The organism is Mycolicibacterium neoaurum (assembly GCF_036946495.1).
GTDB lineage: Bacteria > Actinomycetota > Actinomycetes > Mycobacteriales > Mycobacteriaceae > Mycobacterium > Mycobacterium neoaurum_B.
Genome location: NZ_JAQIIX010000002.1, coordinates 952175 through 974686 on the forward strand (window position 1 = coordinate 952175; position 22512 = coordinate 974686).

Below are 22512 nucleotides of genomic sequence, written 5' to 3' on the forward strand. Positions count from 1 at the left end.
GGTTACCCGTTTACCGCCGACGGTGCACGCAGATCGTGATCTCGGCAATACTCACGATCTACACGCACGGTCGGCGCGAACGTCGCGTTCTTGCAGGCACGAGCTCAGGCCGTCTCCAGCGCCAGCAGGGTCGCCTTGACCTCCGCACCGCCGGCGTACTGTCCGATGGAACCGTCGGTGCGGACCACCCGGTGACACGGGATGACCAGAGGCAGCGGATTGTTCCCGCAGGCGCTGCCCACCGCGCGCACCGCATTCGGGTTCCCGACGGCCGCGGCGACATCGGCGTAGCTCGCGCGGCGGCCGTAGCCGATATGCCGCAGGTGTTCGACCACCTGCCGCCTGAATCCGCCGGTGAGCTGCAGATCCAGCGGCAGATCGAAGGCGGTCCGGCCGCCCGCCAGATATTGCTCGATCTGGACGGCGGCATCGTCGAGGCGGGCCGGGGCGCGAAGCACCCGCGGGCTGACCTTGGCCGCCAGCCTGCTGAGCTCGGTCTCCTCGGGATCGTGGGCGAGGAACGCGACCCGCACCAACCCGGCCGGCGTCGCCGCGAGCAGCAGGGGTCCGACAGCGGTATCGATGGTGCGGTAGGCCACGTCGAGCGTGCCGGCGCGTTCGGCATCCTGGGCCAACCGGTCGCGTAACCGGCTCAGCGCGCTGTCGTCGGCCGGCAGCCGATCGAAGATCTCGGTCATCAGGACTCCCTCGGATAACTGGTGCGCAGGGTCTTGAGGCCGTCGGCGGCGGCCCGGCGGGCGGCCTCGGGCGAACCGCCCAACAACTCGGCGATCTCGCCGTACGGCAGGCCCGCCAGGTAGCGGTAGGCCAGGGTGCGCCGTTGCTTGTCGGGAAGGGCCGCCAGCGCGCCCCACAGATCCGGGTCGAAACCGTCGACGCGCGCCGTCTCCGGGATCTGGGCGACCGGTGCGGGAGCCCGGGTCTGCGAGCGGCCGATATCGATGGCCCGCCGATGCGCGATGGTCACCAGCCAGGCCTGCACATTGGCCTCCGGGTCGAGATCCGGATAGCCGCGCATCGCCGACAGGAAGGTCTCCGACCAGGCGTCCTCGGCATCGATGGGACCGAGCACGGCCCGACACACCCGCAGCACCATCGGGCCGTACTCGGTCACGATGCTCTCGAAGGGACGCACGCTCACATTGTGTAGACGTCGGCGGCGGGAGAAACGTGAGATCACCCCGAGTCACTCTCTTAGTTGTAGTACCGTCGGTCGGCATGACCACCAACGTGTGGATACTCGGGGGTTACCAGAGCGACTTCGCCCGCAATGTGCAGCGCGAAGGCGGTGATCTCGGCACGCTGACCGGCGAGGTGGTCCGCGAGACCCTCGCCGCCGCGCACACCCGCGGTGCCGATATCGGAGTGCTCCACATGGCCAACGCCTTCGGGGAGTTGTTCGCCAACCAGGGCCACCTCGGCGCGATGCCCGCCAGCGTCGAGCCCGATCTGTGGGGCACTCCCGCCACCCGGCACGAGGCGGCCTGCGCATCGGGCAGCGCCGCAGTGTTGTCCGCCATCGCCGATCTGAAATCGGGTGCCTACGCCAGCGCCCTGGTGCTGGGGGTGGAGCTGGAGAAGACGGTGCCCGGCGATATCGCGGCACGTCACCTCGGCGCGGCCGCCTGGACCGGACACGAAGGCACGGATGCGACGTTCATGTGGCCGTCGATGTTCTCGCGGGTGGCCGACGAGTACGACCGCCGCTACGGCATCGACGCCATCCACCTCGACGCCATCTCCGCGCTGAACTACGCCAACGCCCGGTCCAACCCCAACGCCCAGACCCGGTCCTGGCGGGTCGATCCGGAGTCCAACCCGGTCGTCGAGGGCCGGATCCGGCGGCTGGACTGCAGTCAGATGACCGACGGCGGCGCGGGCGTGGTGCTGGTGTCCGACGCATATCTGCGGGCCCATCCCAACGCACGCCCCATCGCGGTGATCGCGGGATGGGGCCACCGCACCGTCGGCCTCGGGCTCGCGCAGAAGCTGGAACGCTCCGACGAGTACGTCTTTCCACATGTGCGTCGGGCCGTCCAGGACGCCTTCGCCCGCGCCAGGGTCGATCTCGACACGCTCGAAGGGTTCGAGGTGCACGACTGCTTCACTCCCAGTGAGTATCTCGCCATCGACCACATCGGCCTGACCGGACCCGGCGAATCGTGGAAGGCCATCGAGAACGGTGAGATCGCGCGCGGAGGCCGGTTGCCCATCAATCCCAGCGGCGGCCTGATCGGCGGTGGGCATCCGGTAGGGGCGACGGGTGTCCGGATGATCGTCGACGCCGCCCGCCAGGTCTCCGGCACCGCCGGCGAGTATCAGGTCGACGGCGCACAGACCTTCGGCACCCTGAACTTCGGTGGTAGCACCGCCACCACCATCAGCTTCGTGATCGGCTCTGCCGAGGAGGTTTCGTGAACACCGATGTGGTCGCCAAATACCTGTCGACATTGCCCGAGGATGACGATCATCCCTACCGCACCGGACCCTGGCGACCGCAGACCTGCGAATGGGACGCCGACGACCTGACCGCCGTCGAAGGCGAGATTCCCAACGATCTGGACGGGATCTATCTGCGCAACACCGAGAACCCGTTACACCCGGCGTTCAAGGCCTATCACCCCTTCGACGGTGACGGAATGTTGCACATCGTCGGCTTCGGTGACGGTAAGGCGTTCTACCGCAACAGGTTCGTCAAGACCGAGGGATTCCTGGCCGAGTACGAAGCCGGTGGACCACTGTGGCCCGGTATCGCCGAACCCGTCGAGCTGGCCCAGCGCGATCACGGCTGGGGTGCGCGCACCCTGATGAAGGATGCGTCGAGCACCGATGTCACCGTGCATCGCGGGGTGGCGCTGACGAGCTTCTACCAGTGCGGCGATCTGTACCGCATCGACCCGCGCACCGGAGACACCCTCGGCAAGCAGCCATGGACGCCCGCCGGGCTCGGGGTGTCGGCACATCCCAAGGTCGACGATGCCACCGGCGAGCTGCTGTTCTTCAACTACGGCAAGGACGCGCCCTACATGCACTACGGCGTGGTCGACGAGACCGACACCCTGGTGCACTACGTCGACGTGGAACTGCCGGGACCGCGCCTGCCGCACGATATGGCGTTCACCGAGAACTACGTGATACTGAACGACTTTCCGCTGTTCTGGGACGCGGAGTTCCTCAAGCACAACGCTCATCTCCCCAGGCTGCACCGCGACCTGCCGTCGCGGTTCGCGGTGATCCCGCGCCGCGGATCGGAGGTGAAATGGTTCGAGGCCGACACCACCTATGTTCTGCACTTCACCAACGCCTACGAGGACGGCGACGAGATCGTGCTGGACGGCTTCTTCCAGGGTGATCCCGAGCCGGTCACGGGTATCGACAACGGGATGAATCCGAAGTGGCAGCGCATCTTCCGCGGATTGTCCCTCGACGGGATGCAGACCCGCCTGCACCGCTGGCGGTTCAACCTCGTCACCGGTGCCACCCGCGAGGAGCAGCTGTCCGACAGCCTGACCGAGTTCGGGATGATCAACTGCGGGTACGCCGGCCGCCCGTATCGCTACGCCTACGCCGCCACCGGCAAGCCGGGTTGGTTCCTGTTCGACGGGCTGGTGCGCCACGATCTGCACACCGGAGCCGAGGAGCGTTTCTCGTTCGGCGAGGGTGTGTACGGCAGTGAGACCGCCATGGCTCCGCGGGTGGGTAGCCGCGGTGAGGACGACGGCTACCTGGTCACCATCACCACCGATATGACCGCCGACGCGTCCTACTGCCTGGTGTTCGACGCTGCCCGGGTGTCCGACGGCCCGGTGTGCAAGCTGCTGCTACCCGAACGGGTCTCCAGCGGAACGCATTCCACCTGGGCGCCCGGGTCTGAACTGCGACGGTTCCGGCCAGAGGGATCCACGTCGGCCCGGTGACCCCTACCCGACTGGCCGCCGGTGACGTCAATGCCGTCGGCCGCATGCTCGGTGTGCTCGCCGACGAATGGACGCTGTTGATCGTGCAGCAATCGCTGCTGGGTGCCACCCGGTATGCCGAGTTCGCCGCGCGCCTGCCCATCTCACATTCGGTGCTGAGTCGACGCCTTTCGGCGATGACCACCGACGATCTGCTCGAACGTGTTCGTTACCAGGACAACCCGCCCCGTTTCGAGTACACCGCCACCGAGCGTGCGCAGAGCCTGTGGCCGGTGCTGACGAGCATCTGGCACTGGGAACGAAGCTGGGTGCCCGACCATCCCGAGCCGTTGCCGGTGATTCGGCACGCGGTGTGCGGTGCGGCCTGTTCTCCGGCGTTGACGTGCCGCAACTGCCGCCGCCGTGTGTCGACCGGCGACCTCACCGCGCACTGGGGACCCAGCGGATCATGGCCACGCTCGATACCCGAGGTCGCCACCCGGCGCCGGTCCCACCGCGACCGCGCCGGCGGAGCCTCGGATCTGTTCCCGCACACGATGAGCATCCTCGGCAACCGGTGGGCCTTCGCCATCATGGTGGCCGCCTTCGTGGGAACCACCCGGTTCTCCGGGTTCGCCGAACAGCTCGGCGCTCCCCCCGCTTCGCTGGTCGACCGGCTACAGCTCCTGGTGAGCAATGGCGTGCTCGACGGTGAGTACCGGCTGACACCGAAGGGGGATGCCGTCCTGCCGATCATCGTCACCGCCCTGGACTGGGCGCAGCGGTGGTTCGTCGCCGATGAGGGGCCGGCGGTGATCGTGACCCACATGGGCTGTGGCTCAGGCTTTGTCGCCACGCTGACCTGTGACCGATGCAACGCCCCCCTGCGCGGAAATCAGATCACAAGGGGCTAGCACTCAACGCGCTCGAGTGCTAAATTCGGTGCTGCACAGTGATTGGCTGCCCGCCAGGGTGGTGGGCTCTTGATCGACGAGGAGGTGGATTGCTGTGCTCCGTTTCGATCCGTTCAGCGACCTTGATTCCATGACCCGCAACCTGCTGACCGGTCAGACCGGTTCGAATCGCACGCCGAGGTTCATGCCGATGGACCTGTGCAAGATCGACGACCACTACGTCCTCACCGCAGACCTGCCCGGTATCGATCCCGGATCGGTGGACATCAGCGTGGACAACGGCACGCTCACGATCTCCGCCCACCGCACGGCCCGCTCCGAGGACTCGGTGCAGTGGTTCGCCAACGAGCGATTCTTCGGCAGTTACCGCAGGCAGCTCTCGCTCGGTGAAGGCATTGACACCGCGGCCATTTCGGCGACCTACGAGAACGGGGTGCTGACCCTGACCATCCCGCTGGCCGAACGTGCGAAACCACGCCGCATCGAGATCGCACACAACACCCAGAAATCCGTCGAGGCGCCGACCGTCGACGCCGATTAGTTCGCGGCGGTGCGGTCCAATCGGTGGTTCAGATTGGACCGCACCGCCGGCCACTCGATATCCAGGATCGAGTACACCACGGTGTCCCGGCGGGATCCATCGGGCAGGATCTGGTGGCTGCGCAACACGCCATCCAGCTTCGCCCCGAGGCGTTCGATAGCCGCACGGCTGTCCGCGTTCAGGAAATGCGTACGGAATTCCACTGCCACACAACCGAGCTCGTCGAACGCATGGGTCAGCAACAACAACTTCGTCTCGGTGTTCACCCCGGTGCGCCGCGCGGCGGCCGTGTACCAGGTGGCGCCGATCTCCAGCCTGCGGTTGGGTTCGTCGATGTTGAGGTAGCTCGTCGACCCCACCAGCGTCCCGTCCAGTCGGCGCACCACGAACGTGCTGCCTCGCGCGTCGGCCAGTCTGGTCTGCACCCAGTCCTTGGCCGTCTGCGGTGACGGGGCCGAGGTGAACCACAGATCACCCGCATCGGCGACGGCCGCGATCTCGTCGACGTGTTCGCAGGCCAGCGGCTCCACGACGGCCCAACGCCGCCCGGTCAGCACCACCGGCGCCCGGAAACTCATCCGCTTGCCCGTCCCCATGCCACCACCATGGCCGCCACCGAGAGCAGCACTGCCACCGCGGTGACTCCGGCCGCCAGGTACATGCCGTAGCCGACCGCCACCGGATCGTGGACGTAGAGTCGGAAGTACCAGGCGATCAACGCGCCGATGATCATCGAAACCGACAGCGCCGCAGCAGAAGCCAACCGCGCGGACAGCTCCCGGGCCGCCATCGCTGCCGCGACCGTCAGCAGCGCCGAGAGCAGCACGATCAGCTGGCCCACCCCGAAACCCGGCGGCGGGACGTCGATGCTGCCGACCTTGCCGCCGATCGCGTTGGCCCTCCCCGTTGCCGTGGTCAACCACGGCAGCCAGGCGCTCACCGCAAGCACCAGCGCACAGAAGGCGACCAGCCAGCCGGGACGCAATCGAGCCATGCGCCACAGATTATCGGGTGGGTCTGCGTAGGCTGAACTGCCATGACGGAACTGCCCGACTGGGCCCGCGAGCTCGACCTCTCCCCGCATCCCGAGGGCGGGTGGTATCGCGAGACCTGGCGCAGTGATCTCACCATTCCGCAGTCGGCGCTGCCGCAGGATTACTCCGGGCCACGCCAGGCCGGTACCGCGATCCTGTTCCTCCTGATGCCCGGTCAGCAGTCTGCGTGGCACACCGTGCGCAGTGCCGAACTGTGGCTGTTCCACCGAGGCAGCCCGCTGGTGCTGGAGGTGGGCGGCGAGCAGCACGACGCCGACAGCGTGGTGCTGGGGCCCGATATCGCCGCCGGTGAGCAGCCGCAGTTCGTGGTGCCACCCGGATACTGGCAACGCGCAACCCCTCGCGACCAGGCGCCCACGCTGGTCAGCTGCGTGGTGGTCCCCGGTTTCGACTTCGCCGATTTCGCGCTCAGCGCGGGGGCAGCGACGACAGGTTGAACCCGGCGCCGGTCGAGTCGGCGACCGAGGCCAGCCGGCCGTACGGGGTGTCCTCCGCGGCACGGACGATCGCACCGCCGTGCTCGACGATCAGCTCGATCGTCTTGTCGACGTCGTCGGCGCCGAGGAAGAAGAACCAGCTTGACGGTTCGTCGACGGCCATGAACGCGGCGCCGTCCATCACGCCGATGCGTGGCTCACCGCCGAAGGTCACGGTGCTGTAGCGGAATTCGTCGCTGTCGGCCTCCACCTGGGTCTGCCACCCGAACACCGTGCGGTAGAAGTTCACGGTCGCCGCGAAGTCCCGCGTCGTCACCTGATGCCATACCGGGGCGCCCGCGACACCGGTCGCCTCGAAACCCAGGTGCCCGGCCGGCTGCCAGAGCCCGACCATCCCGCCGGTCACATCGGAGACGACGGCCATCCGGCCCTTTGCCGGGATGTCCATCGCTCCACCACAGCTGAAACCACCGGCGCCGATCACCGCCTGCAGCGTCGCGTCGACATCGGCGGTGTGCAGATAGGTGGTCCAGCCATCGGGCATGTCCCACTGCGGATCGTTGGACATCAGCCCGGCAACCTGGACACCGTCGACGAACGCGCTGACGTAGCCGCCGTATTCAGGTCCGGCGGACTCGAACGTCCAGCCGAACACCGCACCGTAGAAGCGTTGCGCGCCGTCGATATCGGAGGTCGACAGGTCGATCCAGCAGGGGGCACCGAGCGGATGTGAATTGGTCATGCCCATACCGACCCGACCCGGCGCCTAAACTCATCGCCGGCCGCCCGACCCCCTGCCGAGAGTGACGCTGTGGTCGCCCGCGGACTCGCCGCGGCAACCACAACGTCACTCTCGCGCCAAGCTAGGAGTAGACCTTCTTGAACTGCTCCAGCGACTGCTTGATATCGCTTTTGAGCGCACCGGCCACGATCATGCCGATCGGCCCGAACAGTGCGGGCCCACCCAGATGGATGTCCAGCTGCACCGAAGCACCCTCGGTGACGGGTTTCACCCGCGCGATCAGCTTGATCTTGACCCCACCGACGCCGTCGCCGTTGAGCGTCATCGACTCCGGCGGCTTGTAGTTCACGATCGTCCAGTCGACCCGGTTGTTCATCCCCTTGACCTCGACGATGGACGAGATCTTGGTGCCCTTGTCCAGGGTCTCGGGCAACTTCGAGCGCCACACCCGGTGGATCGTCAGCCACTCGTCGAACCGGGACAGATCCGATGCCGCTTCCCAGGCCTGCTCCGGTGACAGCGGAACGTCGATGGAAACCGATAGCTTGGCCATCTACGGCGCCGCCGGAGGCGGGGGCGAACCAGCCGGCGGCTGACCCGACTGCTGGTTGGGCGGCACCTGCGGCGGTTGCTCGGCGCCGGTGTGTTCGCGGGCAGCCTTCTTCGCGGCCTCCTGCACCTTGTCGACATGCTGGGCGTATTTGCCCTGGGTCTTCTTGTCGACCAGGTCACCGGCCTTCTCGATCACGGTGTCGACCTTGTCGGTGTTCTTCGCCACCAGGCCCTTGATCTTGTCCAAGAAACTCATGCCCCAACCCTAGCGCCACAGTTTCCGCGGTTCACCGGACAGTTTGCCCTCCACCCACCAGGCGATCTCGACCAGCATCGCCCCGACGGCACCGATCAGCAGGCCCATCGAGGTGAGCGTGAGGTTCGACGGGTCGAGCAAGAAGGTCCGCTGGGCCAGCGGCAGCGCGAAGATCACCACATAGGCCAATCCGGACATCGCCACCAGCGCGACCCGCCACCACTCGTAGGGGCGCGCCACCACCGCCAACACCCAGACCGAGGCCACCAGCAGGGTGATCAAGGCGGTCGTCGACGCCTGGGTCTGCTGCTCGGCCGTGGCACCACGCCCCTCATAGGCGAGCAGGTAGGAGACGAACGTGCTGACCCCGACGATCACGCCGGCAGGCAGCGCCGAGGTCATGACCCGGCGCACGAACCCCGGTTTGGCACGCTCATGATTGGGCGCCAACGACAGAATGAACGCGGGGATGCCGATGGTGAACCAGGCCGCGATGGTGACGTGGATCGGCTGGAACGGATAGAGCAGCGGATCGGTGCCGAACAGCGTGGACGTCAGGCCGCCGATACCGACCAGGGCGGCGAGCAGCACCGAGTACACCGTCTTGGTGAGGAACAGGTTGGAGACCCGCTCGATATTGCCGATCACCCGGCGCCCCTCGGCCACCACATAGGGCAGGGTGGCGAACTTGTTGTCCAGCAACACGATCTGGGCCACCGCCCGCGACGCCGAGCTCCCCGACCCCATCGCCACACCGATATCGGCATCCTTGAGCGCCAGCACGTCGTTGACGCCGTCGCCGGTCATGGCGACGGTGTGCCCACGGGACTGCAGCGCGTGCACCATGGCGCGCTTCTGGTCGGGACGAACCCGCCCGAAGGTGGTGTACTGATCCAGCGCGTCGGCCATCTCCTCGGTCTGCTCGGGCAACCGCCGGGCGTCCAGAGTCTCACCGTGCAGGCCCAGCGTGCCGGCGACCGCGCCGACCGACTTGGCGTTGTCCCCGGAGATCACCTTGACCGTGACCCGTTGGGAGGCAAAGTATTCGAGGGTGTCCTTGGCATCGGGCCGCACCCGCTGCTCGAGGATCACCAGCGCGACGGGACTGACGGTGCCCGGTGCGTTCGCAGCATCGACGGCCGTGTCACAGGACCCGAGCAGCAGCACCCGCAGCCCACGCGAACCGATGCGCTCGGCCTCGGCGGCCTCGGGTGACTGCGGGTCGAGCAGGACGTCGGGGGCGCCGATCACCCAGTTGCCGTGTTCGCCATAGGAGCTGCCGCTCCATTTGGTGGCGGATTTGAACGGGGCGTTGGCGGTGGCGGTCCAACCGGGCGGGTCGGCGTAGGCCTCGGCGATGGCCGCCATGCTGGCATTGGGCCGGGTGTCGTCGGCGGCCAACTGGGCCAGCACCGCGGCGGCGTCGGATTCACCGAACGCCGCCAGATCGCTGACCCGCATTCCGTTCTCGGTCAGGGTCCCGGTCTTGTCCGCACACACCACGTCGACGCGGGCCAGTCCCTCGATGGCGGGCAGTTCCTGCACCAGGCACTGACGCTGGCCCAACCGCACCACGCCCACGGCAAACGCTATCGAGGTCATCAGCACCAGGCCCTCGGGCACCATCGGCACCAGCGCGCCGACCATCCGCAGCACCGATTCTCGCCACCCCGCGTCGGTGGTGAACAGCTGGGTGTAGATGATCAACGCACCGGCAGGCACCAGCAGGTAGGTGATGAACTGCAGGATCTTGTTGATACCGCTGCGCAGTTCGGATTTCACCAGCGTGAACTTGCTGGCCTCCTCGGCCAACTGCGCGGCGTAGGCCTCGCGACCCACCTTGGTGGCGCGGTAGGCACCTGTCCCCGCGACGACGAAGCTGCCCGACATCACCTTGTCGCCACGATCCTTGGGCATCGGATCGGCCTCGCCTGTCAGCAGTGACTCGTCGACCTCAAGGTTGTTCTCCTCCAACACCTCTCCGTCGACGGTGATCTGGTCGCCGGGACCGACCTCGATGATGTCGTCGAGGACGACCTCGCTCGGCGCCACGGCCCGGGTACCGGACTGCCTGCGCACCACCGGTTTCGCCTGCCCGACGATGGCCAGCTTGTCCAGGGTCTGCTTGGCCCGCAGCTCCTGGATGATGCCGATGGCGCTGTTGGCCACGATGAGCAGTCCGAAGAGCCCGTTGATCAGCGATCCGGTAGCCACCACGATGGCAAACAACACACCGAGGATCGCGTTGATACGGGTGAAGACGTTGGCGCGCACGATCTCCGCGACACTGCGGGCGGCCCGGGTCGGTACGTCGTTGGTCTTACCCTCGGCGACCCGCTGGGCGACCTCGGCATCGGACAGACCGGTGATGATCGCTGTCATCTCGTAAATACTCCGTCGTCGTAGTACTCCAACGTCAGCTTCGCACCGTCGAAGGTGGCCTTCGATATCGTCCCCGGCGGTGCGTTCTCGGTGACGAAGGAGAAGGTGAACACGTCGCCGTCCCAATGGGTCAGCTCGAAGGAGTCCCCGCGCGGACCCATCCCGAGGAACAGTGTGCCGTCCCGCTCGGTCACCGTCGCCGGACCCCAGAAGTCATTGCGGTAGGTACCCACATAACTCGAAAGCGGCCGGGCCGGAGCAGGATCGGCCGGCGGCGTCTTGCCGACCAGCGATCCGACCGGGTCACTCATCGGCAACATCCGGGAAGAGTACAGGTCATACCAGGGCTCGCGGACCTCGCCGAACTGCACCAGATCGGCGAACTGTGCGGTCAGCGCCTCCGGCACGCCGGAGATCGTCCCGTTGGTCAGCGCGATGATCCCGACATCGGCCGAGGGCAGCAACAGGACATTGGTACCCGCCCCGAGTTGGAAGGCACCCGAATGGCTCGCCTCGGTGCGGGCGGCGGCGGTGGTGCTCAGGTTGAATCCGTAGCCGTAGAACCCCGAGCGCATGGCCGGCTCGCTACCGGGACTGGACACGATCTGCGGGGTCAGCGCGGGCAGCAGCGATGCCGGCTGCATCAGCGGTTGCCCCTCGGCCAGCACCATCGACATCCAGCGCGCCATATCGTTCACCGATGAGCTCACCCCGCCGGCCGGGGACTGTGCATCGGGATCTCTGGTATAGCGCGGTTGATAATCGCCGGGCCCGACCCGAATATGCCCGACTGCCCGGTTCTTCCGCGCCTGGTAATCGGCGAACCGGTAGCTCGTCGAGGTCATGCCCAGCGGGCCGAACAGCGACTCCTGGGCCAGCTGCTCCCAGGGTTCGCCGGCGGCCGCGGCGACCGCCTCGGCACCGGCGGTCAATCCGAAATTGGTGTAGGCGTAGGAGATCCGGAACGGGTCCAGCGGCAGCTGCCGGAGCTTCTCCAACACCGCGCGCCGGTCGTAGCCGATGTCCTCGAGTTGGTCACCGGCGTGATCGGGAAGCCCGGACCGGTGCGAGAACAGGTCACCGATGGTGAGCATGCGGGTGACGGCCGGGTCCGATAGGGCGAACCACGGCAGCTTCTCGACCACCGGGGTGTCCCACCCGACGGTCTTGGCGTCGACGGCGCGCGCGGTGACCGTCGCGCTCACCGGTTTGGACAGCGAGGCCAGTTGGAACACCGTGTCGGGATCGACCGATTCACCCGTGCGCGTGTCACGCACCCCGAACCCCTTGGCGTAGATGGTTTTTCCCCCATGCACCACGGCCACCGCCATACCGGGCACGCCGGAGGTCTGCAGCAGCTGTTCGGCGATACCGTCCAGCTTGGCGACGGCGTTGTCCACCGCGTTCTCCGGCAGCGGCATGGCCGGGACCAGCGGCGGCGGAACCGGTGCCCCGGTTGCACCGGGAGCGGCACCGGGAGAGGTCGTGGAGGTCTCCGGCGCACCGGAGTCCGTGGCACAACCGGCCAGCACCAGGACCGCCGCGGCACAGGTCAAGATCAGTCTCACGGCATCAACGCTATAGGTTCAGCCGCGCCACCATGTTTGATTCTCCGGCGATCGGGCCGTGTCCGCAGACACCTGCTCCCCCGGGCGCGGGGTCGCCACCGCGACCCCTTCGGCGGCCGCCGCGGTCAACATCCGCTCCACCGGCTCCGACCAGGGGTGCGGCGCAAGCCGGAAGGTCGCCCAGTGGATCGGCACCAGCAGCCCGGTGTCGCTGACATCGCGATGCGCACGCACCGCCTCCTCCGGGTTCATGTGGATGTCCGGCCAACCGGGGTGGTAAGCGCCGATCGGCATCAAGGTCAGGTCGAACGGCCCATGGGCGTCGCCGATCCCCGCGAATCCCTCGGTGTAGCCGGTGTCACCGCCGAAGAACACCCGATGCCGAGGGCCGATGACCGCCCACGACGACCACAGCGTCACGTTGCGGGTGAGGAACCGGCCGGAGAAATGCCGCGCCGGTGTGCACACGATGGTCAGCGACCCCAGCTGTGCGCTCTGATCCCAATCCAGTTCGACGATGCGCGCTGCCGGTATCCCCCAGGTGCGCAGGTGAGCCCCGATGCCCAGCGGAACATAGAACTTCGCGCGCTGAGTGCGGGCCAGCGCCATGATGGTGTCGATGTCGAGATGGTCATAGTGATCGTGGCTGATGATGACCGCATCGATCGCGGGTAGCTCGTCGATATCGACCGGCACCGGGTGCAGCCGCTGCGGGCCGATCACCCGGGAGGGCGAACAACGCTGACTCCACACCGGATCGGCCAGCACCCGGTATCCGTCCACCTCGATCATCACCGAGGAGTGCCCGTACCAGGTCGCGGCGAGATCGGCCGGTGCGGTGTCCGGCGCCGGGCGGACCAGCGGGATCTCCCGCGGCGGGTGCTGCTGCCTACCGCCGGTGAGCAGGTCGCGCACGAGCGCGAACTGGTCCTCCCGACTCAGCTGCACCTCCGAGGCCGGTTCGCGGTTGACGAAGACACCGTCGCGCCAGTTCGGCGACCGTTTCGCCGCGGCTCCGATATCGGCGGCGCCCAGCGCGGCGGGCGTGCCCTGCGCGGCACGCAGCAGCCACCCGCCCGCGGCCACCGCCGCGGTTCCACCCAGCACCCGGGCCGCCGCGCCGAACATCAGACGCCTTGGAACTTCGGTACGCGCTTCTCGATGCGCGCGACCTGGGCCTCGATGACGTCCGGGCTCGCCCACGCCCGGTCGAAGCCTTCCTTGTGGGCCGGCCATGGCTCCTCGTAGGCGCCGTCGTCGTTGAGCACGCGCTTGGAGTGCGCCACCGACAGCGGCGCGTATCCGGCGATCTCGGCGGCCCAGCTCTGCGCGTCGGCCAGATCGCCCAGCCGGTTGACCATGCCGGTCTGCACCGCGGTGTCCAGATCCAGGCGTTCGGCGGCGATCAGCATCGCCCGCGCCCGACCATGCCCGACAAGTGACACCAACCGTCGGATCGACCAGTTGTCCAGCGCCAGGCCGTACTTGGCGATCGGGAACTGGAAGAAGGTCCCGGGCACGGCGACCCGCAGATCACAGATCATCGACAGGATGACGCCGGCCCCGATCGCCGGACCGTTGAGGGCGGCGATGATCGGCAGTGGGCTGGCGTCGATGGCCAGGTTGAGGTCTCGGGCCTTGTCCGGCAGTTCCTTGGCCACCCCTTCGGCATCGGACAGATCGGCGCCCGCGCTGAACACCGTGCCCTGCCCGGTGAGCACGATGGCCCGCACTCCGGTGGACGCGGCGTCTCCACTGGCCTTCTCGATCTCCTCGCGCAGGCCATCGACCAGTGCGGCGTTCAGCGCGTTGCGGCGCTCGGGCCGCTGCATCTCCAGGGTGAGGACGTTGCCGTCCCGGGTCACTCCAATCATGAGACCAGCCTATTAGCCTTCTCGTGTGAGCAGTGCGCTGGCACTACGTGATGCCGTCCTGGACGAGGGTTCCTTCCGCAGCTGGGACACCGCCCCGCTGCAGGTGGCGACCTCCGAGCAGTACCGGGCCGAGTTGGCCGCCGCCGCCGAGAAGTCCGGCCTCGACGAGTCGGTGCTGACCGGTGAGGGCACCGTGTTCGGACGCCGGGTGGCCGTGTTGGCCTGCGAGTTCGACTTCCTCGCCGGATCCATCGGGGTGGCCGCCGCCGAGCGGATCACCACAGCGATCACCCGCGCGACGGCCGAGCGGCTGCCTTTGGTCGCCTCGCCGGCCTCGGGTGGCACCCGCATGCAGGAGGGCACCGTGGCCTTCCTGCAGATGGTCAAGATCGCCGCCGCGGTGCAGCTGCACAAGCGCGAGCACCTGCCCTACATCGTCTACCTGCGCCACCCCACCACCGGCGGGGTCTTCGCGTCCTGGGGTTCACTCGGCCACGTCACCGCCGCCGAACCGGGCGCGCTGATCGGATTCCTCGGGCCACGGGTGTACGAGCACCTGTACGGCGAGAAGTTCCCGGAGGGGGTGCAGACCGCCGAGAACCTCTACCGACACGGGGTCATCGACGGGGTGGTGGCACTGCCACAGCTCCGGTCGGTGCTCGACCGCACCCTGGCCGTGCTGTGCGACCCGCCCGGCCCCGCGCCCGCGGCGCCCGAGACCGATCCGATTCCCGACACGCCGGCCTGGGATTCGGTGTTGACCTCCCGGCGCCCGGACCGGCCCGGCTCGGAGTTCGTGCTACGGCACGGCACCACCGACCCCGTGCAGCTGTCCGGTAACGCGACGCAGATGCTGCTGGCGTTGGCCCGGTTCGGCGGCCAACCCGCGGTGGTGCTCGGTCAGCGCCGGCTCGGGATGCTCGGTCCGGAAGCGCTGCGCGAGGCACGACGCGGGATGGCGTTGGCAGCGGGTTTGCGGTTGCCACTGGTCTCGATCATCGACACCGCGGGGCCGGCACTTTCGGCCGAGGCCGAGCAGGAGGGGCTTGCCGGTGAGATCGCCCGGTGTCTGGCCGAATTGGTGACGCTGGAGGTGCCGACGGTGTCGGTGCTGCTGGGTCAGGGCAGCGGCGGACCGGCATTGGCGATGGTGCCCGCCGACCGGGTTCTGGCCGCCCAGCACGGCTGGCTGGCGCCGCTTCCGCCCGAGGGGGCCAGCGCCATCGTCTACCGCGACACCGACCATGCGCCGGAACTGTCGGCCGCGCAGGGTGTCCGGTCCGCCGATCTGCTGCGCGCCGGCATCGTCGACGCGATCGTCGCCGAGCATCCAGACGCCGCCGACGAACCCCGCGCGTTCACCGAGCGACTCGCGGCGACCATTGCCGTCGAGCTACACCGGCTGCGGACGATGTCCGATCTGGAACGGGTCGGCACCCGGCTGCACCGGTACCGCAGGATCGGGTTGTAGCACCGGCAGCCGGATCACGAAAGCCGTTGCGCCGGGCTCGGACCGGGCTGTGATGGACCCACCGTGGGCCTCGATGATCGAGGCTGCAATCGACAGCCCCAGTCCGAAGCTGCCGGCGTCGCGCGCCCGGGACTTGTCGGCACGGACGAACCGTTCGAACAGGTGCCCCAGCAATTCGGCGGGGATACCCGGACCGTCGTCGGCGACGGTCAGCTCCGTACAGCCGTCCGTCACGACGATCCCTGCTGTCACCGACGTCCCGTCCGGGGTGTGCACGCGGGCGTTGTTGAGCAGGTTGGACAACGTCTGGTGCAGCCGGGCGCGATCCCCGCGCACCCACACCGGATGTCCAGGGAGCTCGAGGCGCCATCGGTGCTGAGGTGCCGACACCGTGATGTCGTTGACCGCGTCGGCCAGGAGTTCGGTCAGATCGACGGCGGCCATGTCGAGGTCCTGCCCCTCGTCCAGGCGGGCCAGCAGGAGCAGGTCGGCGACAAGGGAATTCATCCTTCGCGTCTCGGATTCGATTCTGGCCAGCGAGTACTCGGTGGTCTCGGGTAGCACGGCGGCATCCTGACGGGTCAGCTCGGCGTAGCCGTGGATCGCGGCCAGCGGGGTGCGCAACTCGTGGCTGGCGTCGGTGATGAACTGGCGCATCCGCCGGTCGGAGGCGGCGACATCGGACAGCGCGCCCTCGACATGGTCGAGCAACCGGTTCAGCGTGTGGCCGACGAGTCCGACCTCGGTGCGCGGGTCGGTGTCGCCGGCGGGTACCCGCGGGGTGATGGTGTGGTTGTCACGATCCAACGGCAGCGCCGCCACCTCGGCGGCCGTCGCGGACACCCGGTGCAACGGGCGCAGCGCGAATCGGACGATGACCAGCGTGCTCAGGGCGGTGACCACCAGTGCCAGCAGGGTCAGACCGGATACGACCGCCGTCTCGCGCATCATCGCCTCCCATGCCGGGGTGCGCGAGACCCCGGTGACCAGCATCTCGCCGTCCTCGCCGAGTTGGCCGACCATCCGGTACCAGCCCAGCCCAGGCAGTTCCACGGTGCGGATCTCACCATCGGCCCACGGGATGCGGGCAATGGTCGACACCGCTTCCGGTGGGGCGGGCACGGCGTCATCGGGCAGGAAGTGCGCCGAATCGACGACCTGCCCGCCCTGGATGAGCGCCACCACGTTGCCCTGCGCCTGCCCGATGAGGTTCACCAGGGGTTTCATCTCCCCGGGTCCCGGCAGTTGCCCATCGGCACCGGGGGTCGCGCGGTACTTGACCACCGAGGTGACGCAGCCCTGCAGCGCACCGGCCAACTGGGTGTCGATGATGCCGAGCACCGAGGACCGCAGCGTCAACACCGACATGGCGCCGATGGTGGCCACCGCGACCATCACCATCAGCGAGAGACCGACGACGAGCTGCTTGAGTAGGGTCCAGCTGCGCCACATCCGCCTCACGGCGCGGCCCGCAGCAGGTAGCCCACGCCGCGGACGGTGTGGATCATCGGGTCCCGGTCGCTGTCGATCTTCTTACGCAGATACGACACGTAGAGGTCGACGATGCTGGTCTTGCCGCCGAAATCGTAGTCCCATACCCGTTGCAGGATTTCCATGCGACTCAGCGCCTTTCGCGGATTGCGCATCATGAACCGCAGCAGGTCGAATTCGGTGGATGTCAACGCGATCGGTTCACCACCCCGGGTCACCTCCCGGCTGGCGGCGTCCAGGCAGAGGTCCCCGACGATCAACGACTCCTCGTCGGCCGGCGTCAGATAGGCGGTGCGACGCAGCAATCCACGCAACCTGGCGACCAACTCCTCCAACGAGAACGGCTTGGTCATGTAGTCGTCACCGCCCGCGGTCAGCCCGGTGACGCGATCGGCGACCGAATCGCGCGCGGTGAGGAACAACGTCGGGGTGTAGGGACCCGACTCGCGGAGTTTGGCCAGCACACCGAGGCCGTCCAGGTCGGGCAGCATGATGTCCAGAACCAGCAGATCCGGGGTGTTGGCGTGATACTTCTCCACCGCCTCGGCGGCATCATGGGCGACGTCGATCTCCCAGCCCTCGTACTTCAGCGCCATCCGGATCAGGTTGGTCAGGGCGCGTTCGTCATCGACGAGCAGCACCCGGATCGGGGAACCGTCGGCGCGGTACATCTTCGGCAACTGGCCGAGGATGGCCCGCCGCGGTCCTTGGTCGTCGACAGGTGCGGTGCTCACGGCTCCATTGTTGCCGTAGTTCACAGCGAAAGTTCATGTGAATCGTCTATGAGAGTGACGGCCTCGGCTCGGCCTGCCAGAAGACTTGGGGGCACACCGATCTGGCCATCCACCGAAAGGGTGAACCACGTGTCCATCTCGAAGTCCACCGTCACGACGCCTGCCGCCCCGGCAGTCGATGATCGCCTGTCCGCCAATGCACCGATCGTGCTCGGAGTGTTCCGAATCCTGGTCGCGCTCATGTTCGCCATGCACGGCACGATGAAGCTGTTCGGCTTTCCCAGCGGTTCGCCCGCAGCGGTGGGAACCTGGCCCAGTTGGTGGGCGGGCGTGCTGGAGATCGTGCTCGGGCTGTTGATCGCCGTCGGATTCTTCAGCCGCGCGGCGGCGTTCGTCGCCTCCGGGATGATGGCCGTCGCCTACTTCTGGATGCACTTCCCGGAAGCGTTCTGGCCCATCGACAACGGCGGTGAGAGCGCCGCGCTGTACAGCTTCTTCTTCCTGCTGTTGGTGTTCACCGGCCCGGGAGCGCTGTCGATCAACCGGAGGTAGGTAGCCCCCACTTTCCGGTACGTGCGTGCCAACATCTGGATCCATGACCACTTCGACAGTCGATACCGTTGCACGCTTGCAGGATCCGCTGACGGCCCGGGCTCCGCTGGCCATCGGTGTGTTCCGGATCCTCGTCGGTCTGATGTACGCCATGCACGGCACGGTCAAACTGTTCGGCTTCCCCAACGGGCCGACGGTCACCTTAGGCGCCTGGCCGAGTTGGTGGGCGGCGGTGTTGGAAGTGGTGTTCGGCCTGCTCATCGCGGTCGGGTTCGCCACCCGGTTGTCGGCGTTCATCTCCTCGGGCGTGATGGCCGTCGCCTACTTCTGGAAGCACTTCCCCGACGGTTTCTGGCCCATCGCCAACGACGGCGAAACCGCGGCGCTGTACAGCTTCATCTTCGCCCTCCTGGTGTTCACCGGCCCGGGGGCTCTGGCGCTGCGACGGAACGGCTGAGGCGGGTTCAGACCTCGATCGGCGGGTTCAGCCGCTCCATCGTGTACTGCCGGTCCCGCCGGGCCGCCCACGAGCTGGCGGCCAGTGCGGCGACCAGCAGCCCACCGAGCACCGCGATGGCGATCCACATCCGGTGATCGACCCCGCCGGCGATGGTCTGCCGCAACCCGTTCACCGCGTAGGTCATCGGGTCGAACGGGTGCAGGATCTGGAAGGGTTTGGCGGTGGTCTCCACCGGATAGATGCCACCGGCCGAAACCAGTTGCAGCATCAGGAAAGCCAGCGTCACCACCCGTCCCACCGACACGCCGAAGACGGCGTTGAACGCCTGGATGACCGCGAGGAAGGTGGCCCCGATCAGAAGTAGGAACGCCACCGTCGCCAGCGGATGCTTGGCCTGCAGACCGACACCGAAGTGCACCACCACGTACATCACCGCGACCTGGCACACCACGATCAGCAGCGCGGGCCAGTAGGAAGCCAGCGCCACCCGCAAGGCGCCGAGCCCGTGTACGACGGGCCGGGACTGTATCGGTTTCAGCAGCATCCAGATGATCAGCGCGCCGATGAACAGGGCCAATGGCAGGAAGAACGGCGCGAACCCGGTGCCGAACGTGGCCGCCGGGTTATCGGTGCGCAGGTCCAGTTGCACCGGGGTGGCGATCGTGCGCGCCACGTCGGTACGTTGCTGCGGCGTCCAGGACGGCACCTGGGCCGAGCCTTCCTTGAGCTTGCTCGCCAGCTCCGCACTTCCGTCGGCGAGTTTCTCTGTGCCGTCGGCGAGTTGGTCGGCACCATCGGTGAGCTGACGCCCACCGGCGGCGAGCTGGACCAGTCCGCTGTTGAGCTGATGGGCACCGTTGTTGAGCTGGTCGACACCGTTGCGCAGTTGGGCCACGTCATCACGCAGGCCACCGTTGAGCGCGCGGGTGATGAACAACCGCAACTTGCTGTTCGGGTCGCCGAGTTCGCCCTCCAGCCGGGATGCGCTGTCGCGCAGCTTGAGCAGGCCGTCATCGGTCGTGGGGTCGATCCCGTTGGCCCGCAGCAGTCGTTGCGCACCGGCCAGGACGTCTCCGGCGTGCCGCACCGTCGGGTCCGGGTTGGTTTGCAGGATGCCCAGGGTCTGGTCGACGATCGCCGCGGCCTGCGCCTGATCGATGTTCAGCGCCGCCACCCGATCCGTCGTGGAGCGCACCGCCGCACTGAGCCGCTGGGCAAGCAGGCCCACCTCGTTCGGGTCGAGCTGCAGCCCACCGACGCGGTCCAGCATCTCCAACAGCGGACCGGTGGCCGTGTCCACCTTCGACGCCAGCTGCTGGGTGCCCGCCATCAGCTGTGCCGACCCGTCGCGCGCGGTCACAAGACCGGTGGTCAATTCGCCGGCCCCGGCGGCCAACCGTTGAGCACCGTTGTTGGCCTGGGCATTACCGTCCGCCAATCGTTGGGCGCCGTCGGCGGCCTGCACCAGTCCGGCCCCGGCATCGGTCAGGCCGGTCAGCACCGTGCCCACCGTCTGCTGGCCGATGCTGGCATTGACCTGGTTGATGACCTCGCGGGCGGCGTTCTGCCCGATGATGGAGCCCAGGTAGTTGTTGGCATCGTTGAACGCGAAGTCGATCTGCGCCTGCTGCGGCGAACCGCCCGAGGGGGAGGCGATATCGGCGCTGAAATCCGCGGGCAGGGTGACCGTGAAGTAATACCTGCCGCTGCGCAGCCCGTCGGCCGCCTCAGCGGCCGAAACCTCGTGCAGTTGAAGCTGTCCGGAGCTGATCAGGGCGTCGGCGACCTGTCTGCCCGCATCCAGGGGCTTACCGTCGACCTCGGTCCCGGTGTCCTCGTTGACCAGCGCCACCGGCACCTTGTTGACGGCATCGAACGGATTCCAGAACGCCCACAGGTACATCGCGCCGTAGAGCAATGGCATCAGCACCACCGTCACCAACGCGATCCGCGGCATCGCCCCGCGGGAGAAGCGCTTCAGGTCCGTGCCCAGCGACATTCCGGCAAGCATCGTCACTCACTCACTTTCAGCTCGGCTTTGACGCCGGGAACGGGATTTGCCGATGCGGTGACCACCGTCTGGTTCTCACCCAGCGCGAGCAACCGGTCCAGCACCACCGCGCGGTTGTTGTCGTCGGTGATGCCGTCGAGGTCACCGACCACCAGCAGCGGCGGGACGCCGGTATTGGCCAGTGCGATACGCAGCAGAACCTGGTTGAGCTCACCGATCTGGTCGAAATAGGCGTCCATATCGGGCAGCGGCACATCTCCGAATGTCGACGCGCAGAGGGCGTTGAGATCGGAGACGCCGGCCTTGCCGATGAACCGGTACCAGGGTGCATCCCAACGCAGCTGTTCGGTGATCAGATCGGCGACGGTGACCGATTCGGCGATCTTGTCCAGCGCGTCGATATTGGCCAAAGCCGACACGGCGAAGATCTTGCGGGCCTCGCTGTGCCCGAAGACGGTGATGGTGCCCGACTGTGCACGCATCCGGCCGGCCAGCGTCAGCAACAGGGCGGTGCGACCGGTGCCGGCCGGATGGATCAGGGCCGTCACGCCACCGGCGTCGATATCCAGGTCTACCGGGCCATAGACCGGGCCCCACGGGCCTTTGACTCGTATTGCCCTGGCGACGACGGCCGGTTCTGGATCTGCCACCGACCAATCTCAGCACACACCTCAGCTCAGGTGCAGATACCCGCCGAACATCTCCAGCAGTTGTGCTGTCCGCCACCAGATGAGAAAGCAGAACAGCACCAGCAGCCCACCCGCCACCGCAGCCTGCACCAGGTTTCGTTGCGCCCGCGGCGCGTAGACGAAGCCGGCGGCCACCAGGCCGCCCGCGACCAACCCACCGAGGTGCCCCTGCCAGCTGATGGCCCCGGCGCCGATCAGCGGAGCGGCGAAGGTGAACACAACGTTGATCACAATCAGGCCGATGACCCACTTGACGTCGAGGTTCAGCTTGCGCGACACCACGAAGATCGCGCCGAACAAGCCGAACACCGCACCCGATGCGCCCGCCGTGGCGGTGTTCAGCGGGGAGATCAGGTACACCAGCACCGACCCGCCGAGGGCACTCAACCCGTAGAGCGCGCCGAACCGAAGCCGGCCGAGGAGGCGCTCCAGCGACGGGCCGATGACGTACAGGGCGTACATGTTGAACAGGATGTGGGCGATCCCGTAGTGCAAGAACGCCGAGGTCACCAGCCGGTAGTACTGGCCATCGGCCACCGCGGGCGGCCACAGCGTCAGCTCGTTCTCCAACCGCCCCGACGCCATCTGAAGGACGAACATGACGATGTTGACGGCGATCAACGCGTAGGTGATCACTGGAGTGTCGCCGGCGACCTTTCCGCCGAACCGCCCCTGGACCGGCCGGACGGTCGCCGCGCCGGCGGCCACACATTCCGGGCATTGATGACCGACGGCTGCCGACTGCATACAGTCCCCGCAGATGTAGCGACCGCAGCGGGTGCAGGAGACGTAGGTCGGGCGGCCCGGATGGCGATAGCAGGCCGGGGCCGGCGGTGGCGGCGGCTGCTGGGGGTACGTCATGTCAC

At 67.5% G+C, this 22512-nt stretch carries 24 protein-coding genes; 8 read left to right on the forward strand and 16 right to left on the reverse strand.

Translation table 11 applies throughout. The annotated features are described in order from the left end of the window. Nucleotides 1–104: 104 nt before the first annotated feature. The gene (locus PGN27_RS09885) at nucleotides 105–698 is read right to left on the reverse strand and encodes a methylated-DNA--[protein]-cysteine S-methyltransferase (RefSeq protein ID WP_335325968.1); all 594 of its coding nucleotides are present in this window, start codon (nucleotides 696–698) and stop codon (nucleotides 105–107) included. Beyond that, on the reverse strand, nucleotides 698–1156 hold the full coding sequence (locus tag PGN27_RS09890) for an RNA polymerase sigma factor (protein WP_418888581.1): 459 nt from the start codon (nucleotides 1154–1156) through the stop codon (nucleotides 698–700). The genes PGN27_RS09885 and PGN27_RS09890 overlap by 1 nt, the downstream gene beginning before the upstream one ends. A gap of 83 nt (nucleotides 1157–1239) precedes the next feature. On the opposite strand from PGN27_RS09890, the gene PGN27_RS09895 reads away from it, so the two are divergent. The 4 genes from PGN27_RS09895 to PGN27_RS09910 all read left to right on the forward strand — a co-directional run bounded on the left by PGN27_RS09895 (nucleotide 1240) and on the right by PGN27_RS09910 (nucleotide 5372). After that, complete coding sequence (locus tag PGN27_RS09895; protein WP_335325970.1) at nucleotides 1240–2439, forward strand: acetyl-CoA acetyltransferase; 1200 nt, start codon at nucleotides 1240–1242, stop codon at nucleotides 2437–2439. Then, a complete protein-coding gene (locus PGN27_RS09900) occupies nucleotides 2436–3938 on the forward strand; it encodes a carotenoid oxygenase family protein (protein ID WP_335325971.1) in 1503 nt (500 codons plus the stop codon). Before PGN27_RS09895 ends, PGN27_RS09900 begins: the two co-directional genes overlap by 4 nt. 44 nt (nucleotides 3939–3982) lie before the next feature. Next, on the forward strand, nucleotides 3983–4831 hold the full coding sequence (locus tag PGN27_RS09905) for a winged helix-turn-helix transcriptional regulator (protein ID WP_335328691.1): 849 nt from the start codon (nucleotides 3983–3985) through the stop codon (nucleotides 4829–4831). Between the two features lie 94 nt (nucleotides 4832–4925). Continuing rightward, nucleotides 4926–5372 carry an Hsp20/alpha crystallin family protein gene (locus tag PGN27_RS09910; protein ID WP_030133303.1) on the forward strand — a complete coding sequence of 149 codons (447 nt, stop codon included), beginning with the start codon at nucleotides 4926–4928 and terminating at the stop codon, nucleotides 5370–5372. Here PGN27_RS09910 and PGN27_RS09915 read toward each other — a convergent pair. Then, nucleotides 5369–5950, reverse strand: a complete 582-nt coding sequence (locus PGN27_RS09915) for a GNAT family N-acetyltransferase (RefSeq protein WP_335328692.1) — start codon at nucleotides 5948–5950, stop codon at nucleotides 5369–5371. The genes PGN27_RS09910 and PGN27_RS09915 overlap by 4 nt on opposite strands. Beyond that, entirely contained in the window at nucleotides 5947–6366 is a 420-nt protein-coding gene (locus PGN27_RS09920) for a hypothetical protein (protein ID WP_335325972.1), read from the reverse strand. Before PGN27_RS09920 ends, PGN27_RS09915 begins: the two co-directional genes overlap by 4 nt. Nucleotides 6367–6408: 42 nt before the next feature. Here PGN27_RS09920 and PGN27_RS09925 point away from each other — a divergent pair, with 42 nt between their 5' ends. Continuing rightward, entirely contained in the window at nucleotides 6409–6864 is a 456-nt protein-coding gene (locus tag PGN27_RS09925; RefSeq protein WP_335325973.1) for a cupin domain-containing protein, read from the forward strand. Here the strand turns inward: PGN27_RS09925 and PGN27_RS09930 are convergent. The 7 genes from PGN27_RS09930 to PGN27_RS09960 form a co-directional block, all read right to left on the reverse strand. After that, nucleotides 6836–7612, reverse strand: a complete 777-nt coding sequence (locus tag PGN27_RS09930; protein WP_335325974.1) for a VOC family protein — start codon at nucleotides 7610–7612, stop codon at nucleotides 6836–6838. The two genes, PGN27_RS09925 and PGN27_RS09930, sit on opposite strands and share 29 nt — an antisense overlap. A 115-nt stretch (nucleotides 7613–7727) precedes the next feature. Next, nucleotides 7728–8159, reverse strand: coding sequence for a type II toxin-antitoxin system Rv0910 family toxin (locus PGN27_RS09935; RefSeq protein ID WP_335325975.1), 432 nt, complete (start codon nucleotides 8157–8159; stop codon nucleotides 7728–7730). Continuing rightward, nucleotides 8160–8414, reverse strand: coding sequence for an antitoxin (locus PGN27_RS09940; protein ID WP_030133297.1), 255 nt, complete (start codon nucleotides 8412–8414; stop codon nucleotides 8160–8162). Nucleotides 8415–8423: 9 nt separating this feature from the next. Next, the gene (locus tag PGN27_RS09945; protein WP_335325976.1) at nucleotides 8424–10796 is read right to left on the reverse strand and encodes a cation-translocating P-type ATPase; all 2373 of its coding nucleotides are present in this window, start codon (nucleotides 10794–10796) and stop codon (nucleotides 8424–8426) included. Further along, the gene (locus tag PGN27_RS09950) at nucleotides 10793–12364 is read right to left on the reverse strand and encodes a serine hydrolase (protein WP_335325977.1); all 1572 of its coding nucleotides are present in this window, start codon (nucleotides 12362–12364) and stop codon (nucleotides 10793–10795) included. Before PGN27_RS09950 ends, PGN27_RS09945 begins: the two co-directional genes overlap by 4 nt. A gap of 18 nt (nucleotides 12365–12382) precedes the next feature. Continuing rightward, nucleotides 12383–13492, reverse strand: a complete 1110-nt coding sequence (locus tag PGN27_RS09955; protein WP_335325978.1) for an MBL fold metallo-hydrolase — start codon at nucleotides 13490–13492, stop codon at nucleotides 12383–12385. Beyond that, nucleotides 13492–14238, reverse strand: coding sequence for an enoyl-CoA hydratase (locus tag PGN27_RS09960; protein ID WP_335325979.1), 747 nt, complete (start codon nucleotides 14236–14238; stop codon nucleotides 13492–13494). The genes PGN27_RS09955 and PGN27_RS09960 overlap by 1 nt, the downstream gene beginning before the upstream one ends. 25 nt (nucleotides 14239–14263) lie before the next feature. Between PGN27_RS09960 and PGN27_RS09965 the strand changes: the two genes are divergently transcribed. After that, on the forward strand, nucleotides 14264–15709 hold the full coding sequence (locus PGN27_RS09965) for a carboxyl transferase domain-containing protein (RefSeq protein ID WP_335325980.1): 1446 nt from the start codon (nucleotides 14264–14266) through the stop codon (nucleotides 15707–15709). Here the strand turns inward: PGN27_RS09965 and PGN27_RS09970 are convergent. Further along, on the reverse strand, nucleotides 15632–17161 hold the full coding sequence (locus PGN27_RS09970) for a sensor histidine kinase (RefSeq protein WP_335325981.1): 1530 nt from the start codon (nucleotides 17159–17161) through the stop codon (nucleotides 15632–15634). The two genes, PGN27_RS09965 and PGN27_RS09970, sit on opposite strands and share 78 nt — an antisense overlap. A gap of 5 nt (nucleotides 17162–17166) precedes the next feature. Then, a complete protein-coding gene (locus tag PGN27_RS09975; protein WP_335328693.1) occupies nucleotides 17167–17871 on the reverse strand; it encodes a response regulator transcription factor in 705 nt (234 codons plus the stop codon). Nucleotides 17872–18063: 192 nt separating this feature from the next. Here PGN27_RS09975 and PGN27_RS09980 point away from each other — a divergent pair, with 192 nt between their 5' ends. Together PGN27_RS09980 and PGN27_RS09985 are read left to right on the forward strand one after the other, a co-directional pair. After that, complete coding sequence (locus tag PGN27_RS09980) at nucleotides 18064–18486, forward strand: DoxX family protein (RefSeq protein ID WP_335325982.1); 423 nt, start codon at nucleotides 18064–18066, stop codon at nucleotides 18484–18486. A gap of 43 nt (nucleotides 18487–18529) precedes the next feature. Continuing rightward, a complete protein-coding gene (locus PGN27_RS09985; protein WP_335325983.1) occupies nucleotides 18530–18943 on the forward strand; it encodes a DoxX family protein in 414 nt (137 codons plus the stop codon). A 7-nt stretch (nucleotides 18944–18950) separates the two neighbouring features. Here the strand turns inward: PGN27_RS09985 and PGN27_RS09990 are convergent, their stop codons facing one another. The 3 genes from PGN27_RS09990 to PGN27_RS10000 are packed head-to-tail and all read right to left on the reverse strand — an operon-like array spanning nucleotide 18951 to nucleotide 22507. Beyond that, nucleotides 18951–20957 carry a YhgE/Pip family protein gene (locus PGN27_RS09990; RefSeq protein WP_335328694.1) on the reverse strand — a complete coding sequence of 669 codons (2007 nt, stop codon included), beginning with the start codon at nucleotides 20955–20957 and terminating at the stop codon, nucleotides 18951–18953. Nucleotides 20958–20959: 2 nt separating this feature from the next. Beyond that, nucleotides 20960–21607, reverse strand: coding sequence for an ATP-binding cassette domain-containing protein (locus PGN27_RS09995; RefSeq protein ID WP_335325984.1), 648 nt, complete (start codon nucleotides 21605–21607; stop codon nucleotides 20960–20962). A gap of 21 nt (nucleotides 21608–21628) precedes the next feature. After that, nucleotides 21629–22507: a rhomboid family intramembrane serine protease gene (locus PGN27_RS10000; RefSeq protein WP_335325985.1), complete on the reverse strand. Its 879-nt coding sequence runs from the start codon at nucleotides 22505–22507 to the stop codon at nucleotides 21629–21631. Nucleotides 22508–22512: the final 5 nt, after the last annotated feature.